The sequence below is a fragment of the Actinophytocola sp. genome, from assembly GCF_009379765.1.
Lineage (GTDB): Bacteria > Actinomycetota > Actinomycetes > Mycobacteriales > Pseudonocardiaceae > Actinophytocola.
In genome coordinates this window covers 21167-36663 of record NZ_WHTD01000078.1, presented here as the reverse complement: position 1 = coordinate 36663, position 15497 = coordinate 21167, and the positions used below count along the sequence as shown (strand labels likewise).

16 protein-coding genes are annotated in these 15497 nt (G+C 72.6%); 11 read left to right on the top strand and 5 right to left on the bottom strand.

Translation table 11 applies throughout. The annotated features are described in order from the left end of the window. Positions 1–428: 428 nt before the first annotated feature. Both GEV28_RS23150 and GEV28_RS23145 read right to left on the bottom strand, forming a co-directional pair. A complete protein-coding gene (locus GEV28_RS23150) occupies positions 429–779 on the bottom strand; it encodes a metallopeptidase family protein (protein WP_291414220.1) in 351 nt (116 codons plus the stop codon). Positions 780–783: 4 nt separating this feature from the next. Beyond that, positions 784–1710 (bottom strand): septum formation family protein, encoded by a 927-nt coding sequence (locus GEV28_RS23145; protein WP_291414219.1) that lies wholly within the window; start codon positions 1708–1710, stop codon positions 784–786. Between the two features lie 139 nt (positions 1711–1849). On the opposite strand from GEV28_RS23145, the gene serS reads away from it, so the two are divergent. The 6 genes from serS to GEV28_RS23115 all read left to right on the top strand — a co-directional run bounded on the left by serS (position 1850) and on the right by GEV28_RS23115 (position 7164). Then, positions 1850–3109, top strand: a complete 1260-nt coding sequence (gene serS / locus GEV28_RS23140) for a serine--tRNA ligase (protein ID WP_291414218.1) — start codon at positions 1850–1852, stop codon at positions 3107–3109. Positions 3110–3305: 196 nt separating this feature from the next. Beyond that, a complete protein-coding gene (locus GEV28_RS23135; protein ID WP_291414217.1) occupies positions 3306–4202 on the top strand; it encodes a DMT family transporter in 897 nt (298 codons plus the stop codon). Positions 4203–4218: 16 nt separating this feature from the next. Then, positions 4219–4794 (top strand): Pr6Pr family membrane protein, encoded by a 576-nt coding sequence (locus GEV28_RS23130; RefSeq protein WP_291414216.1) that lies wholly within the window; start codon positions 4219–4221, stop codon positions 4792–4794. Beyond that, positions 4791–5522, top strand: a complete 732-nt coding sequence (locus tag GEV28_RS23125; RefSeq protein ID WP_291414215.1) for a ZIP family zinc transporter — start codon at positions 4791–4793, stop codon at positions 5520–5522. The genes GEV28_RS23130 and GEV28_RS23125 overlap by 4 nt, the downstream gene beginning before the upstream one ends. An 86-nt stretch (positions 5523–5608) precedes the next feature. Further along, the gene (locus GEV28_RS23120; protein ID WP_291414214.1) at positions 5609–5959 is read left to right on the top strand and encodes a YciI family protein; all 351 of its coding nucleotides are present in this window, start codon (positions 5609–5611) and stop codon (positions 5957–5959) included. Then, a complete protein-coding gene (locus GEV28_RS23115; protein WP_291414213.1) occupies positions 5956–7164 on the top strand; it encodes a DUF6596 domain-containing protein in 1209 nt (402 codons plus the stop codon). Before GEV28_RS23120 ends, GEV28_RS23115 begins: the two co-directional genes overlap by 4 nt. 5 nt (positions 7165–7169) lie before the next feature. On the opposite strand, the gene lhgO is transcribed toward GEV28_RS23115, so the two are convergent. Then, positions 7170–8342 (bottom strand): L-2-hydroxyglutarate oxidase, encoded by a 1173-nt coding sequence (gene lhgO / locus GEV28_RS23110; RefSeq protein ID WP_291414212.1) that lies wholly within the window; start codon positions 8340–8342, stop codon positions 7170–7172. A gap of 11 nt (positions 8343–8353) precedes the next feature. Further along, positions 8354–9220: a hypothetical protein gene (locus GEV28_RS23105; protein WP_291414211.1), complete on the bottom strand. Its 867-nt coding sequence runs from the start codon at positions 9218–9220 to the stop codon at positions 8354–8356. A gap of 75 nt (positions 9221–9295) precedes the next feature. On the opposite strand from GEV28_RS23105, the gene GEV28_RS23100 reads away from it, so the two are divergent. Genes GEV28_RS23100 through GEV28_RS23080 form a run of 5 tightly spaced genes read left to right on the top strand, consistent with a single transcriptional unit; the run spans position 9296 to position 13292 of the window. Beyond that, positions 9296–9835, top strand: coding sequence for a TetR/AcrR family transcriptional regulator (locus GEV28_RS23100; protein WP_291414210.1), 540 nt, complete (start codon positions 9296–9298; stop codon positions 9833–9835). Positions 9836–9872: 37 nt separating this feature from the next. Continuing rightward, on the top strand, positions 9873–11204 hold the full coding sequence (locus GEV28_RS23095; RefSeq protein WP_291414209.1) for a hypothetical protein: 1332 nt from the start codon (positions 9873–9875) through the stop codon (positions 11202–11204). A gap of 11 nt (positions 11205–11215) precedes the next feature. After that, positions 11216–11989, top strand: a complete 774-nt coding sequence (locus tag GEV28_RS23090; protein WP_291414208.1) for a glycosyltransferase family 2 protein — start codon at positions 11216–11218, stop codon at positions 11987–11989. Beyond that, complete coding sequence (locus GEV28_RS23085) at positions 11986–12345, top strand: DUF2304 domain-containing protein (RefSeq protein ID WP_291414207.1); 360 nt, start codon at positions 11986–11988, stop codon at positions 12343–12345. The genes GEV28_RS23090 and GEV28_RS23085 overlap by 4 nt, the downstream gene beginning before the upstream one ends. Then, positions 12342–13292 (top strand): glycosyltransferase, encoded by a 951-nt coding sequence (locus GEV28_RS23080; protein ID WP_291414206.1) that lies wholly within the window; start codon positions 12342–12344, stop codon positions 13290–13292. The genes GEV28_RS23085 and GEV28_RS23080 overlap by 4 nt, the downstream gene beginning before the upstream one ends. Before the next feature lie 6 nt (positions 13293–13298). Here GEV28_RS23080 and GEV28_RS23075 read toward each other — a convergent pair whose 3' ends face one another. Further along, positions 13299–15314 (bottom strand): DUF6541 family protein, encoded by a 2016-nt coding sequence (locus GEV28_RS23075; protein ID WP_291414205.1) that lies wholly within the window; start codon positions 15312–15314, stop codon positions 13299–13301. Positions 15315–15497 lie beyond the last annotated feature (183 nt).

Genomic DNA, 15497 nt, shown 5'->3' with positions numbered 1-15497 from the left:
TCGCGATCTCGGCGTCCTTGGCGGCCAACAACGACACGACGTCGTCGTGTGCTGCTTCCCGGCCTGACCCCATGATCAAAACCGTAGTGGATCACCGGTGGCGACCACCGCCGACCTGTCACTCAGGCTGAACAGCTACCCGAGGTGTGCCCTCCCGGCGCGGGGAGGGCACACCGACCACGGCATCGAAAGCCACCGGCGCAACCATGGTCGGCAGCGGCCGAAAGGAGCCCCTCACACCCGGCCGGGCCGGCGACAACCCCCAACTCGGTCCCCTGCTCAACGACCTCAGGTGGACCGGTCAACGTCCCGACCATCTGCTGGCCGACAAGGCCTGCTCACCTCCATCGACCCGACGCGAACGGCGCCGCCGCCGCGTCCGCCACACCATCCTCACCCGCTGAGTTGGGAGACACGCCCAAGCCTGTCTAGCCCCAGCCGAGCTCGTGCAGGCGGTCGTCGTCGATGCCGAAGTGGTGGGCCACCTCGTGGACGACGGTGATCGCGACCTCCTCGACCACGTCCTCCTCGTCGTGGCAGATGTCGAGGATCGCCTCTCGGTAGATGGTGATCCGGTCCGGGAGGACGCCGCCGTAGTTGGACGTGCGCTCCGTCAGCGCCACGCCGTGGTAGAGGCCAAGCAGCGACGGATGCGCGGGATCGCGGTCCTCGACCAGGACCACCACGTTGTCCATGGCCGCGGCGAACTCGTTCGGGATCAGGTCCAACGCGTCGCCCACCAGCTCTTCGAACCGTTGCCGGCTCATCACCACGGGCAACGGGTCACCCGCCGGGCTTGGGCGAGGGAGCGCCGGACGACTTCTTCTTGTCCGGGGGCAGTGGCTCGGCCTTCACGCTGCCGCGCACCGCACGCAGCTGGCCGTTCGCCTCGCGCGCGCCCACCTTGCAGTTCACCCGGTGCGAGCCGGCCTCCCAGCTCTCCTTCTTCAGCGTGTCCGGATACAGCGACAGCTGGTTGGCTTTGAGGTCGGCGTTCCCGGTGTACTTGTTCGCCACCGGCGGGCACAGGTCGACCAGCTTCTCCAGCTGCGCGGCTTCCGCCGGGTAGGTCTTCGGGTCGAACGCCTTGCCCAGGTCCACGACGCCGACGACCTCGTAGGCGTGCGCGCCGCCGCAGTCGACCGGGTCGCCGACCTGGCCTTTCACCAGGGCGAAGCACGTCCCCGGATCGTGCACGTTCGACTGGTCCTGGTCGGCCGCCGCGCCGGTCGTGGACAGCAGACGCTTGCCAGAGGGCGACACCCGTTGCAGACCGCAGCGGAGCTTGCGGTCACCGTTGCGCCACTGCTCGGCCGTCGGCTTGAGTGCGCCGACCGTGTACTTGCCGAACGGGTCCAGCTTGCCGCCCAGATACTTCGCGCCGACCGACGTGCAGCGGTCGGTGACGATCTGCTGCCAGTCCGCGTCGGCCGGGGGTGGCGAGTTCGCTCCGTAGTCGCCGCCGATCTCGACGTTCGATGACACCTCGAACGTGTGCGGCTGCTTGCACGGCACCCGCCGCATGTTCTGTGGCGCGTCGTGCGGCCAGTCGAGGCACGTCCCGCTCGGCGAGTCGAACGCCGCGGCCGCCTCGTCCGCGGCCGTGTCCGCCGCGCCGTTCACCGACACCGGCCAGGAAAAGAGCACGCTCATGCTCAACACGGCCAGCGCCCCGATGAAGGCGCCGGCCATCACCAAGCGTGTCCGCATGGTGATCCCAGCGGAGCCCATCCACCCGACTCGTCCAGACCTGCTGTCCATATCGGCGTCCATGATGCCAGCGCTTGCCCGGTCCGCAGGGGTCGAATCACATTGCGGACCCAACTGGACGGCCGGATACGCTCGCACGGTGATCGACCTGAGGACGCTGCGTGAGGATCCGGAGGCGGTGCGCGCATCCCAGCGCACTCGCGGTGAGAGCGAAGTGGTGGTCGACGCCCTGCGCTCCGCGGACGAGCGCCGTCGCGCCACCGTCGCCCGAGCCGACACACTGCGCGCCGAGCAGAAACAGCTCGGCAAGCAGGTCGGGCGCTCCCGCGGCGAGGACCGCGACGCGCTGCTCGGCCGCGGCAAGGAGCTCGCCGCCGAGGTGCGGGCCGCCGAGGCCGACCAGGCGAAGGCCGACGCGGAGCTCGCCGAGCTGCACGCGCTGGTGCCGAACCTCGTGCACCCGGACGTCCCGCCCGGCGGCGAGGACGACTACGTGGTGCTCAAGGAGGTCGGCGCACCCACGACCTTCGACTTCGAGCCCGCCGACCACCTCGACCTCGGCACGAAGATCGGCGCGCTGGACACCGAGCGCGGCGCCAAGGTCTCCGGCGCCCGCTTCTACTTCCTCACTGGCGTCGGCGCGCAGCTGCAGCTCGCCCTGCTCAACCTCGCCGCCGCGCAGGCCACCGCCAACGGCTTCACGCTGATGATCCCGCCCGTGCTGGTCCGCCCGGAGATCATGGCCGGCACCGGCTTCCTCGGCGCGCACGCGAGCGAGGTCTACAAGCTCGCCGAGGACGACCTCTACCTGGTCGGCACGTCCGAGGTGCCGCTCGCCGGCTACCACGCCGGCGAGATCCTCGACCTGTCCGCGGGCCCGCGCCGCTACGCCGGCTGGTCGTCGTGCTTCCGCCGCGAGGCCGGCTCCTACGGCAAGGACACCCGCGGCATCATCCGCGTGCACCAGTTCGACAAGGTCGAGATGTTCGTCTACTGCCAGCCGGCGGACGCCGAGGCCGAGCACGCGCGGCTGCTCGCCTGGGAGGAGGAGATGCTCGCCAAGATCGAGGTGCCTTACCGGGTCGTCGACGTGGCCGGCGGCGACCTCGGCAGCAGCGCGGCCCGCAAGTACGACTGCGAGGCCTGGGTGCCGACCCAGCAGCGCTACCGCGAGCTCACCTCGACGTCCAACTGCACCACGTTCCAGGCCCGCCGCCTGTCCGTTCGCTACCGCGACGAGAACAACCGCCCGCAGACCGCCGCCACGCTCAACGGCACGCTCGCGACCACCCGCTGGATCGTCGCGATTCTCGAGAACCACCAGCGGGCCGACGGCTCGGTCCGGGTGCCCGAGGCGCTGCGCCCGTTCCTCGGCCGCGACGTCCTGACGCCGAACTAATCCACTCGCGAACCGGAGGCGTCGGCACGTAGCGTGCCGACCGTGCATCGACTGTTTCCCGTCACACCACCACCCCGCGCCTGAGCGGGGTGTGTCGCTGACGGCGTGGCCACGGGTCACGCCTGGTTGATGCTGCTCGGGCGAACGCCCCGCGGACGAAGACCTCGCACCTCTTCGACGCCTGGGAGCGTTCCTCTTGACCACCCTGTCGATCACCCCTGCGCGGACCTCGGCCGCGCTGCTCGTCCTCGCCGGCATCCTGTGGGGCACCGGTGGCCTCGCCGGCTCGATCCTCTCCTCCGCCGCCGGCCTGCATCCCGTGTCCGTCGCGGCCTACCGGCTGCTCGTCGGCGGCGTGTGCGCGACCACCGCCGTCGCCGGTGCCGGTGGGTTCCGGTTCCTGCGTGCGCACCCGGGCCGGTTGCTCGTCACCGGCGCGTTGCTTGCCGAGTTCCAGGCCGCCTACCAGGTGGCCGTCGCGCGGATCTCGGTCAGCCTCGCCACGCTGATCACCGTCGGCTGCGTGCCGGTGTGCGTCGCCGGGGCCACCGCGCTGCGGGAACGCCGGTTGCCGAACAACCGCACGCTGGCCGCCGTCGCCGGCTCGCTCGCCGGGCTCGCCCTGCTCACCGGCGCACCGGGCGGCACGGAAGGCTGGCGCACGGTGAGCGGCGTCGGGATGTCGGTGCTCGCCGGCGCCGGGTTCGCCGTGCTCACGCTGATCACCGCGCGGCCGGTGACCGGGCAGGACGCGATCACCTCGGTCGGCCTGGTGGTCGGCGGCGGGTGCCTGGCGCCGTTCGCGCTGGCGTACGGGATGGCTGTGCCGCTGACCGGGGAGGTGCTGGCGCTCGTCGCGTACCTCGGCGTCGTGCCGACCGCGGTCGCGTACGGCGCGTACTTCCTCGGCCTGCGACACGCGAGCGCGACCGCGGCGGCGCTCGCGACGATGTTGGAACCGCTGACCGCGACGCTGCTGGCGGTCGCCTTCCACGACGAGCGGCTCACCGCGGCGGGCGTCGGTGGTGCGGTCCTGATCGCCGGCGCGCTGGCGCTGTACTACGTCCCGTCGAGAGGCGGGTCGGCTCGGTAGCGCCTACCTTGACCAGGTGCGGCACGTCGTCACCAGCTACCGGGTCCTCGCCGGACTGCTGACCCTCGGCGTCGTGGTGGACCTGGCCGTCCGGTCGCCCTCGGCGTCGAACCTGTTCAGCTACTTCACAGTGCTGAGCAACGTGTTCGGCGCGGGGGTGCTCCTGGTGGGCGCGGTCCGGCCGGTGCCGGACCTGGTTCGCGGCGCCGCGGCGCTCTACCTCGGGATGACCGGGCTGGTCTTCGCGCTGCTGCTGTCCGGTGTGGACCTCGGGATGCTCGAGGCGTGGCAGAACACGGTGCTGCACCAGGTGATGCCGGTGGTGCTCGTGGTCGACTGGCTGCTGGTACCGCCGCGCCGCGGGTTCCCGGTGGTGCGGAGCCTGTGGTGGCTGATCTTTCCGGCGGCGTACCTCGCGTACACCCTGGTCCGCGGCGCGATCGTGGACTGGTACCCGTACCCGTTCGTCGACCCGCGGCCGCGCGGCTACCCGCACGTGATCACGATGTCGGTCGGTATCGCGATCGCGTTCGGGGTCGCCGCGCTGGCCGTCGGGTGGGCGGGGAACCGGCGGGCTACGGTCGCCGAGTGATCGAGTCGGCGCTGTGGGGGTTCGTCGGTGGCTCGGCGCTGGTGCTCGGCGGAGTGCTGGCGCTGGTCACCTCCTGGTCGACCCGCGCGATCGCGCTGGTCATGGCGTTCGGGTCCGGGGTGCTGATCAGCGCGGTCTCGTTCGACCTGGTGGCCGAGGCGTGGCCGGAGTCCGGCGGGCTCGTCGCAGGTGCCGCGCTGGCCGGTGGCGCCCTGGTGTTCTTCGCCGCGGACCTGGCGATCAGCCGGACGGGGCTGCCACGCCGCAGGCGGGCGACGGCCGACCACGCGAGCGCGGCCGCGATGGTGATCGTCGCGGGCGCGGTGCTGGACGGGATCCCGGAGTCCGCGGCGATCGGCGCGACGCTGTCCGGCGCGGGCGGGGTGAGCGCGACGTTCGTGATCGCGGTGTTCCTCAGCAACATCCCCGAGTCGCTGTCGTCGTCGGCCGGGCTGCGCCGGACCGGGCGCTCCGGATGGGCGATCGTCGGGCTGTGGCTCGTCATCGCGGTGGTCTCCGCGGTCGCGGCCGGGCTCGGCTACCTGCTGGTGACGCACTCGCCGCCGGAGGTGGTCGGCGCGATCCGCGGCTTCGCGGCGGGCGCGGTGCTGACGATGGTCGCGTCGACGATGCTGCCCGAGGCCCACGACGAGGGCGGACCGGTCACCGCGCTGGTCACCACGGCCGGCTTCCTGGCCGCGGTGGCGTTGAGCGGAGTTCCCGGCTGACGGTTGTCCTTCTCGACGGGTCGCCGTTCGTCCTTAGGGTGGACGTCGGCGGACAGCGCCGGCCCGAACCTCGTAGGAGCACCCCAATGCCCAGCTACATCGCCCTCACCTACACCGCGGACGTCGACTGGTCCCAGCCCGAGCAGGCCGCCGAGCTCGCCGAGTACCGGGAGTTCATGGCCGCGGCGGGCGCCGTCGTGCAGGGCGGCAAGGCGCTGTACCCGACCGCCACCGCGACCACGGTCCGGGTGACCGGCGGCAAGGGCGGCGACGTCGTGGCCACCGACGGCCCGTACGCGGAGACCAAGGAGGCGCTGACCGGCTACTACCTGCTGGACTGCGCCGACCTCGACGAGGCGGTCAAGGTCGCCGCGAGGCTGCCGGCGGCGTGGCACGGCGCGGTGGAGGTCCGCCCGATCATCACGTTCGGCGGATGACGGCCGGCGCCGCCGGGGACGCGGTCGCGCGGCTGGTCCGCGACGAGGGCACGCGGGTGCTGGCCACGCTGATCCGCGTCACCGGCAGCGTCGACATCGCCGAGGACGCCGCACAGGACGCGGTCGTGCGGGCGCTGCGGACCTGGCCCGCCGACGGCGTGCCGGACAACCCGCGCGCCTGGCTGTTGGTCACCGCGAAGCGGCGGGCGATCGACATCCTGCGCAGGGAGGCCCGCCGCGCCGGCAAGGAGGCGGGGTCCGTGGACCTCACCGACCACGAACCAGCCCGGGACGACCTGCTCCGCCTGGTCTTCACCTGCTGCCACCCGACGCTCGCGGTGCAGACCCAGGTCGCGTTGGCGCTGCGCACGCTGGGCGGGCTGTCCACCGCCGAGGTCGCCAGGGGCCTGCTGGTCCCCGAGGCCACGATGGCCAAGCGGCTGACCCGGGCGAAGCAGAAGATCGCGCAGGCAAGGATCCCGTACCGGGTGCCGGCGGACGAGGAGCTGCCCGACCGTCTCGCGGGCGTGGCCGCGACCGTCTACCTGATCTTCAACGAGGGCTACGCGGCCGGCGCCGGCGAGGACCTGGTCCGGGTCACGCTGACCACGGAGGCCGTGCGGCTGGCCCGGCTGCTGGCCGAGCTGATGCCGGACGAGCCGACCGTGCTCGGCCTGCTCGCGCTGCTGTTGCTGCACGACTCCCGCCGCGAGACCCGGCTGGACGCGGCCGGCCGGCAGGTGCTGCTCGCCGACCAGGACCGCTCCCGCTGGGACGCCGAGCTCATCCGGGAGGGCGTCGAGCTGGTCGGTGCCGGCCTGCGCCGCACGCCGGACACGCCGAACAGCTACGTCGTGCAAGCCGCGATCGCCGCGTGCCACGCCCTCGCGCCCCGCTACCCGGAGACGAACTGGGCCGCGATCACCTCCTGGTACGACGTGCTGCTGACCGTGCAGGACACCCAGGTGACCCGGTTGAACCGGGCGGTCGCCGTGGCCGAGCTGCACGGTGCCGCGGCGGGCCTGGCGCTGGTCGACGCCCTCGACGGCCTGGCCGACTACCCGTGGTGGCACGCCACCCGCGCCGAGCTCCTCCGCCGCACCGGCCGGCCCGACCTCGCGCGCGCCGCCTACGAGCGGGCCCTCGCGCTGGGCCTGAACGCCCCGCAGGCCGAGCACGTGCGCCACCAGCTGGTCGACCTCTGAGCCGGTCAGGCGACCTGGTCGGCGACGTGCTTGGCGATCTCCAGGCAGCAGGTCGCCGCGGGGGACGGGGCGTTCAGCACGTGCACCTGGTTCGGGGCGGTCTCGATCAGGAAGTCCTGGACCAGCGAGCCGTCCGGGAGCAGCGCCTGGGCGCGGACGCCGGCGTGGGCGCGGACCAGGTCCTCGCGGCCGATCGCGGGCACCAGGCGGGCCAGGCTGTTCGCGAACCGGCGCCGCGACAGCGAGCGGACGACCTCGTCCACCGCGGTCCGCGGGTAGCGGCGGGCCAGCCGCCACAGACCGGGGAAGCGCAGCGTCTCCCACACGTCGCGGCCCGACACGTCGCGCCAGCGGTAGCCCTCGCGGCGCAGGGCGAGCACGGCGTTCGGGCCGGCGTGGACGCTGCCGTCGAGCATGCGGGTCAGATGGACGCCCAGGAACGGCAGCGTCGGGTCGGGCACCGGGTAGATCAGGCCGCGCACCAGGTGGGCCGACTCCGGGCGCAGGGTGAAGTACTCGCCGCGGAAGGGGACGATCCGCGCCCGCGGGGAGAGCCCGGCCAGCCGCGCCACGCGGTCGCTGTGCAGGCCCGCGCAGTTCACCAGGGCGTCGGCGCGGACGATGTCCGTACCGGTCGCGATCTCGACGCCGCCGGTGCGGCCGGGACGGATCGCGAGCGCGGGCGTGCCGAGCCGCAGCGACTCGTCGGGCAGCTGTCGGACGAGGGCCTGGCAGATCCGGCCGAAGTCGATGATCCCCGTCGACTCGACCCGCAGCGCGCCGACGCACGCCACCTCCGGCTCGTACTCGTGCGCCTCCGCGGGCGAGACCAGCTTCGCCGGGACGCCGTTCGCCTCGGCCCGTTCGGCGAGGGCGCGCAGGCCGGGCAGCTCCCCGTCGGTGGTGGCGACGACGAGCTTGCCGCACACCTCGACCGGCACGTCGTTGGCTCGCGCGAAGTCCACTATGGACCGGTTGCCGGTGACCGACATGCGCGCCTTGAACGATCCGGGCGCGTAGTACAGCCCGGCGTGCACGACGTTGGAGTTGTGCCCGGTCTGGTGGCCGGCCCAGCGGTCCTCCTTCTCGAGCACCGTCACCCGGTCACCGCGGGTGCTGAGCTCCCGCGCCACCGCGAGCCCGAGGATGCCGCCACCGATCACCGCAACGTGTCGCACGAGCAGTGAGACTACTTGCGGGCGATGCCCAGGGTGCTCTGTCGCGGCAGCATCCCGGTCCCGACCACGGCCATCGTGATCGGCGCGGTGAGCTGGGCGAGCCGGCCGACCGCCTGGGTCCCGAGCGACCGGTACGGCCCGGCGGCCAGCTCGTCGGTGTGCCGCTCGATCTCGTCCCGGCCCTCGTGGCCGGTGCCGGTGGCCGCGCCGGTCGGGTCCAGCCAGCCACGGGAGACCAGCCGGTCGACCGCGGCGGGCCACGCGCCGGCCGGCCAGCCACGGCTCTCGAACACCTCCACCGGGGCGGCGCCGACGCCCGCGAACGACACCAGCGACTCGGTCGGATCCAGGCCCGCGGTCAGCAGCGCCGCCACGTGCCCGTCACCGCGGTGCTCACGCAGGATCGTCGCGGCCTGCCACAGCACCAGGTGCTGCTCGGCCGGCCATGGCAGGCCGGCGTTGGCGGCGGCCAGCGGCCGGGCCGCGACGACCGCCGCCTCCGCGAGTCCGCGGGCCAGCGCGGCGGCCTCGGCGAGCTCAGGGGAGTCGATGCGCGGTCCGAGGATCGCCCGCAGCGCCAGGTCGATGCCGAGCAGCCGGGCGTCGAGCACCTTGTCCGGGGCGGCCACCCGCCACGCCGCCGGTACGTGCTCGCGCACCATGTCCGGGTCGAAGCTGTAGAACGTCGCCGCCACCAGCTCCGGCCCGGCGGCTCCCAGCGGCGCCGACCGCAGCGCGAAGTAGCTCGGCCACCTCGTGTCCACCGGGTAGCCGAGGCCGGCGGCCTGGGCGGTCACCTCGGGCGCGTAGTACAGCGTCGCGTGAATCGGCTCCAGCAGCTGCCACATCTGGCGCACCAGGCCGAGTTCGACGGTCATCCGGTCCTCCTCGTCAGGTCTTGTCACTGACAAGATAACTGGAAATCTAGTCACTGACAAGATAGATTCAGCGGGGTGACGAAGAGCGCGTACCACCACGGGAACCTGCGGCCGGTGCTCATCGACGCCGCCCTGACCCTCATCGCCGAGCGCGGCCCGGCCTCGGTCAGCCTGCGCGATCTCGCCAGGGTCGCCGGGGTGTCGCACGCCGCGCCGGCGCACCACTTCGGGGACAAGGCCGGACTGTTCACCGCGATCGCGACCCAGGGCAACGCGCTCCTCGCCGAGGCGCTCGGCGGGGAGCCGGACATGCGCGAGCTCGGCGTGCGCTACCTGCGGTTCGCCGCGGAGCACCCGTCCCACTTCGAGGTGATGTTCCGGCCCGACCTCTACCACCGCGACGATCCGGAGCTCACCGCCGCACGGGCCAGGGCCGGCGATCTGCTCAGGGCCGGCGTCCCGGGCGGCGGCGACCGGGTGATGCTCGCCGCCTGGTCGCTCGCGCACGGGTTCGCCACGCTGCGCCGCACCGGCAACCTCGACCGCCTGCTCGACGGCCGCGATCCGGAGGAGGAGTTCCGCGAGCTGGCCGGGCTCCTGCGGATCAAGCCCTGACCGGGGCGTGGAGCAGCGTGTTCTCTACGGTGACCGGGTGGCGGGTGTGCGACGACGACTCGGCCCGGCGCTCCACATGGGCGGCGGCCTCGCTCTCGTCGGCGCCGCAGGCTACGGGTTCGTGGCGCTGGCCGGGCACACGCTGCCGCCCGCCGACGCGGCCGCCGTGGCCAGCCTCTACCTCCTGGTCAACATCATCGGGCCGGGTCTGTTCTCCGCGCTGGAGCAGGAGACCAGCCGCTCGGTGAGCGCGGAGCTCGTCGCCGGTCGCGGGGTGGGGCCGGTGGCCCGCAACGCGTGGCTGCTCGCCGCGGGCATGCTCGCGGCCGTGCTCGTCGTGCTCGCCGCCATCTCGCCGATCCTCACCAATGACGCGCTCGGCGGCGAGTGGGGCCTGTTCGTCGCCGTGCTGATCAGCGTCGCGACGTCCGCCGCGGTCTACGTCGTGCGCGGGGTGCTCGGGGGTCAGCAGCGGTTCACCGGCTACGGGGCCACCCTCGGCCTCGAGGGCGTCGCCCGGATCCTGCCGTGCGTCGTGATCGCGGTCAGCGGGATACCGAACGCGGTCGGCTTCGCGATCGTCTTCGCGCTCGGCTCGGGCTTCGGCGCGCTCGCCGGGCTGCCGTGGCTGCGCGGGCCGGCCGGCAAGCCGGTGGACGTCGAGGGTGACCTCGCCCCGGCCGGGACGGTCGGCCGGATGGCCCGCAGGCTGTCGTTCCTCGTCGGCGGCACCGTCCTGATGCTCGTGGTCATGAACGTGGCGCCGATCGTGGTCACCCCTCGGCTCGCCGAGGACGCCGGCACCGCGGCCGCGTTCGCGTCGGCGTTCGTGCTCGCCCGGATCCCGCTGTTCCTGTTCACCCCGGTGCAGGCGATGCTGCTGCCGTCGCTGACCCGAGCGGCCACCGTCGGCGACTACGCCGCGGTGCGGGCGAAGCTGCGGCTGATCCTGCTGGCCGTCGCGGCGATCGGACTGCCCGGTGCGCTCGCGTCGTTCGTCATCGGGCCGTGGGCCGTGCAGGTGCTCTTCGGCGCCGAGGTCCGGCTCTCCGGCACGGTCGTCGGCCTCCTCGGGGTCAGCACGGTCGGCCTGATGGTCTCCCAGGTGCTGCAGCCGGGCCTCGTCGCGCTCGGCCGGCACAAGCTCGTCACCCTCTCCTGGGTTTCCGGCACGGTCGTCCTCGTCGCGTTGCTGGCGCTGCCCGGCGACCCCGTCCGCGCAGGCGTGGCCGCGCAGCTCGCGGGCTCGGCGCTCGTGGTCACCGTCATGCTCACCGCGCTGTACCGGGCCCTGCGCACCCGGCCGGCGATGGTCGCCGAGTCGCCGTCGGCGGCGGGCGTTTCCGGCGTGGCCCCGAATCCGGGCTAGCCTTGGATCCCGTGTCCAGCAAGGTGCCCGCGCGACCACTCATCGTGGTTCCGGCCTGGAACGAGGAACAGGCGGTGGGTGACACCGTGCGCGAGATCCGCGCGGCGACACCCGACCTCCCCGTCCTCGTGGTCAGCGACGGATCCACCGACCGCACCGCGCCCGTCGCGCGGGCCGCCGGCGCGCTCGTTCTCGAGCTGCCGTTCAACCTCGGCGTCGGCGGCGCGATGCGCGCCGGGTTCCGCTACGCCGTGCGGCACGGCCACGACGCCGCGATCCAGGTCGACGCCGACGGCCAGCACGACCCCACCGAGGTACCGGCGCTGATCGCGAAGCTCGCCGACGCGGACATCGTCATCGGCGCCAGGTTCTCCGACGACACCGACGACTACAAGGTCAAGGGGCCGCGCAAGTGGGCCATGGTCGTGCTGTCGAAGGTCCTGTCGCGCATCGCGAAGACCCGGCTCACCGACGCCACCTCCGGCTTCAAGGCCACCGGGGGCCGGGCGCTGCCGATGTTCGCCGAGCACTACCCGGCCGAGTACCTGGGCGACTCGGTCGAGTCGCTGGTCATCGCGCTGCGCGCGGGCTGCGTGGTCGCCCAGGTGCCGGCGCGCATGCGGCCCCGCCGCGGCGGCACGCCCAGCCACCGGCCGGTCAAGTCGATGATCTACCTGTTCCGCGCCGGGTTCGCGCTGCTGCTCGCCCTCATCCGCAGGTGGGACGTGCCGGCGGCGGCCGAGCCGGCGGCGGCCGACCCGGTCGGAGGAGGGCATCTGACGTGAACACCGGCACCTATCTGATCGCGCTGGTGGGGAGCCTGCTCATCCTCACCGGCATCGTCGAGCTGCTCCGCCGCCGCCAGCTCGGCGAGAAGTACGCCGTGCTGTGGCTCGTCGTCGGCATCCTCCTGCTGATCTTCACGGTGTTCCCGGGCCTGCTCACCGCACTCGCCGACCTGCTCGGCGTCGTGGTGCCGACCAACCTGATGTTCTTCGTGGGCATCCTGTTCCTGGTCGGCGTCGTGCTGCACCTGTCGTGGGAGGTGTCCCGGCTGGAGAACGAGACCCGCAAGCTCGCCGAGGACCTCGCGATCCTGCAGCTGGAGGTCGCCGAGCAGAAGCGGGAGAAGTCCGAGTGACCACCGTCGACATCCTCATGCCGTACTACGGCGATGTGGCGCTGATGCAGGAGGCGGTGCGCAGCGTCCTCGCCCAGCACGACGAGCGCTGGCGGCTGACGGTCGTCGACGACAACCCGGGCGACAACCCGGGCGACAACCCGGGCGGCGGCGGGCCGGAGGTCGTGCCGGCGTGGTTCGACACCATCGACGACGACCGGGTCCGCTACCTGCGCAACGCCGAGAACCTGGGCCTCACCGGCAACTTCAACCGCTGTCTCGAGCTGGTCGAGCACGACCTGGCCGTGCTGCTGGGCTGCGACGACCGGCTGCTGCCGGGCTACGTCGGCACGGTCCTCGATGCCCACGCCGCGGTGCCCGACGCGGGCATCATCCAACCCGGCGTCCGGGTGATCGGCAGCGACGGCCGGCCGGCGAGGACCCTCGTCGACGAGGCCAAGCGCAGGCTCTACGCGCCGAGGTGCGACGGTCGCACGGTGATGGCGGGCGAGGAGCTCGCGGTGAGCCTCCTGCGCGGCGACTGGCTGTACTTCCCGTCGCTGGCCTGGAAGGCCGCGGCGCTCGAGAACGTGCGGTTCCGCCCCGAGCTGCGGGTGATCCAGGATCTCGCGTTGCTGATGGAGCTGGTCGAGGCCGGCGAGAAGCTGGTCGTCGACGACACTCCGGCCTTCGAGTACCGCCGGCACGACGCGAGCAAGTCGTCGGCCACCGCGTTCGACGGCTCCCGCTTCGTCGAGGCCGGCGACTTCTTCGCGGACACCGCCGGCCGGATGGCCGCACACGGCTGGCCTCGGGCCGCCCGGGTGGCCAGGACACACCTGTCGTCCAGGCTGTTCGCGCTGACGATGCTGCCCCGGGCCCTGCGCTCCCGGGCCGGCGTGGGCCCGCTGACCAGGCACGTCTTCGGCCCGGGTCGCACCAGCGAGAAGGCCGGTGGCAAGGCCTGACCGGGCTCAGCCGGCGGGCTGGGTGCCGCCGTCCTTCTCGTCGCAGGCGGTGATCTTGTACAGCTTGCTGGGGCCGGAGGAGTCGACCAGCTCGAAGCCGCGGGAGCCGGCCGGGTCGCGCAGGCCGTTGAAGTAGTCCCACTGCGTGTCGTTCTTCCGGAACTTCACGCCGCCGACCAGCAGGTAGTCGACGTGCAGGTCGTCGACCGCCGCGCAGACCTTCGGGTCGCGGGCGATGTCGTCCAGGTGCCCCGCGAGGTAGGCCTGCTCGGCCGAGTAGGTGCCGCGGAAGTGTGGGAAGAGCACCTCCCGGTCGACCAGGGCCCACAGCATCGCGCTGCCCTCGAACGGGTTGCCGGCCACGATCGAGTCCTCGGGGATCTCGTCGGCGATCCGCGCGTAGAACCTCTCCATGTCCCTGGTGACCAGCACCGCGGGTTTGGGCGGGTGGTAGCCGATGGCCACCCGGTCGTACCGCTCGTCGGGGTACAGCCCGCCGGTCGCCACGACCAGCACCAGGGCCAGCACGACGGTGACGATGCCCGCCGAGGCGATCCCCGGGGCCCGGGCCGGCCGCTGCCGCCAGCCGGGTGCGTCCGCTGTGGCCGGCACCCTCTCGACGATCTTCTTCGCGAGGAACAGGATGCCGCCGACCGCGAGCGGGACGCCGGTGATCGGCAGCATCGCCGCCAGCCGGTGCGAGTCGTTGTACCAGTAGCCGGTGAACTTGATCGTGTCCGGCCGGTTGACCGCGGCGGTGAGCACGTAGAGGAACGCGGTGACCAGGTGCCCGGCCACGATCAGCCGCAGCGCCGGCGACCGAAGCGACGCGACGATCCCGAGCACCACCACGACCGACAGCAGCCACAGCGCCTCGTGCGCGTTGGTGCTGTTGAGCAGGACGTCGCCGACCGCGCCCGCGGGCGTCTCGAACGGCGGCCAGTACTGCGAGCGGGTGTTCTCCAGCACCGGCGTGCTGGCCGACCAGTACCAGGCGCCACCGAGGAACACGAGGAACAGCAGCACCTCGGTCCCGCCGCGTATCGTGCGACCCTGGCGGTGCAGCCGCCACGCGCGAACGCCAAGCCGCGCCGCGATGGGGAAGATCGACAGCACCGCGATCGAGAAAAGCACGTTGGGGTGCGCGAACCCGGCCGCGACGAGGGCGACCAGCAATGCCGGCCAGCCGCGACCCCGGCCGATCGCGTCATCGCGAACCCAGCCGGTGAGCGTGAGCACGACCGCGAAGCAGGCCGGCGCGAGCGCCATCCCGAGCAGGTTCGGCCACAGCACGCCGAAGCCGAGCAGGTCCCATGGGAACGCGGTGAACCCGACGCTCACCGTGGCGGCGATCGCCAGCGCCCCCGGGCTGCGGCCGAACAGCTGGCGGACCAGCAGCAGGCAGGACAGCGGCCACAGGATCACGGACGCGACCACGGTGACCGCGTTGGCGGCGGTCGGGATGCCGGTGCCCGTCGACATCATCACCAGCGACGCCAGGTCGTGCCAGGCGGCCGGGTAGAACACGCCGGGCACGTCCGGGTTGCCGAGCGCGCCCAGGGTCAGCGAGGACGCCTGGTGCGAGTCGGCGATGTGGGCGAGCGCGTTGTAGTGGAAGACCGCGTCGTAGGTCTGGGACAGCGTGTCCGGCGCGCCGACCGACCGCACGATCGTCGCCAGGCCGAGGACCAGCGCGGGCAGCATGCCGAGCGCGGCGACCAGGGTCAGCCGGCGCGGATCGGGATCGCTCGCCAGGAACGCCTTGCGACGGAGCAGGAACGCCCCCACGCCGACCACGACCGCCACCGCGGCGCAGCCGACGAGCACGATCCCGACCGACCAGTCGACCCCGATCAGCTCGGCGAGCACCGCGGTCGAGGTGATCAGCGCGACGCTGGTGACCGGCGCGAAACCCCAGGCCGCGATGCCCCGCAGGCCCATGAGATAGCTGATCACCAGGCCGGGCACGATCGCCCACCCGACGGTCATGACGGTGATGGGCGCGGCGTCGATCCAGTTCATCGAGCTTCCACTCTCGCGTCCTCGACTACCGACCACTCCGGTCGGGCGATTGTAAGAGCGTCCGGTGGACCCGGTCGTGGCGGTTGTTTCCGGCTTTGTACAGCCCGGCCGGCCGGTCGTGACCTAACAGTGATCAGACACACGGCCGCAGGTAGGCTGACTCGCCTGACGATGCCCCGTGGA

Bases quoted from the DNA above. Each gene is read 5' to 3' on its own strand.
- GEV28_RS23145 (WP_291414219.1), bottom strand. From the start codon at position 1,710: ATGCGGACACGCTTGGTGATGGCCGGCGCCTTCATCGGGGCGCTGGCC.
- GEV28_RS23120 (WP_291414214.1), top strand. From the start codon at position 5,609: ATGCCCAGCTACATCGCCCTCACCTACACCGCGGACGTCGACTGGTCC.
- GEV28_RS23115 (WP_291414213.1), top strand. From the start codon at position 5,956: ATGACGGCCGGCGCCGCCGGGGACGCGGTCGCGCGGCTGGTCCGCGAC.
- GEV28_RS23105 (WP_291414211.1), bottom strand. From the start codon at position 9,220: ATGACCGTCGAACTCGGCCTGGTGCGCCAGATGTGGCAGCTGCTGGAG.
- GEV28_RS23075 (WP_291414205.1), bottom strand. From the start codon at position 15,314: ATGAACTGGATCGACGCCGCGCCCATCACCGTCATGACCGTCGGGTGG.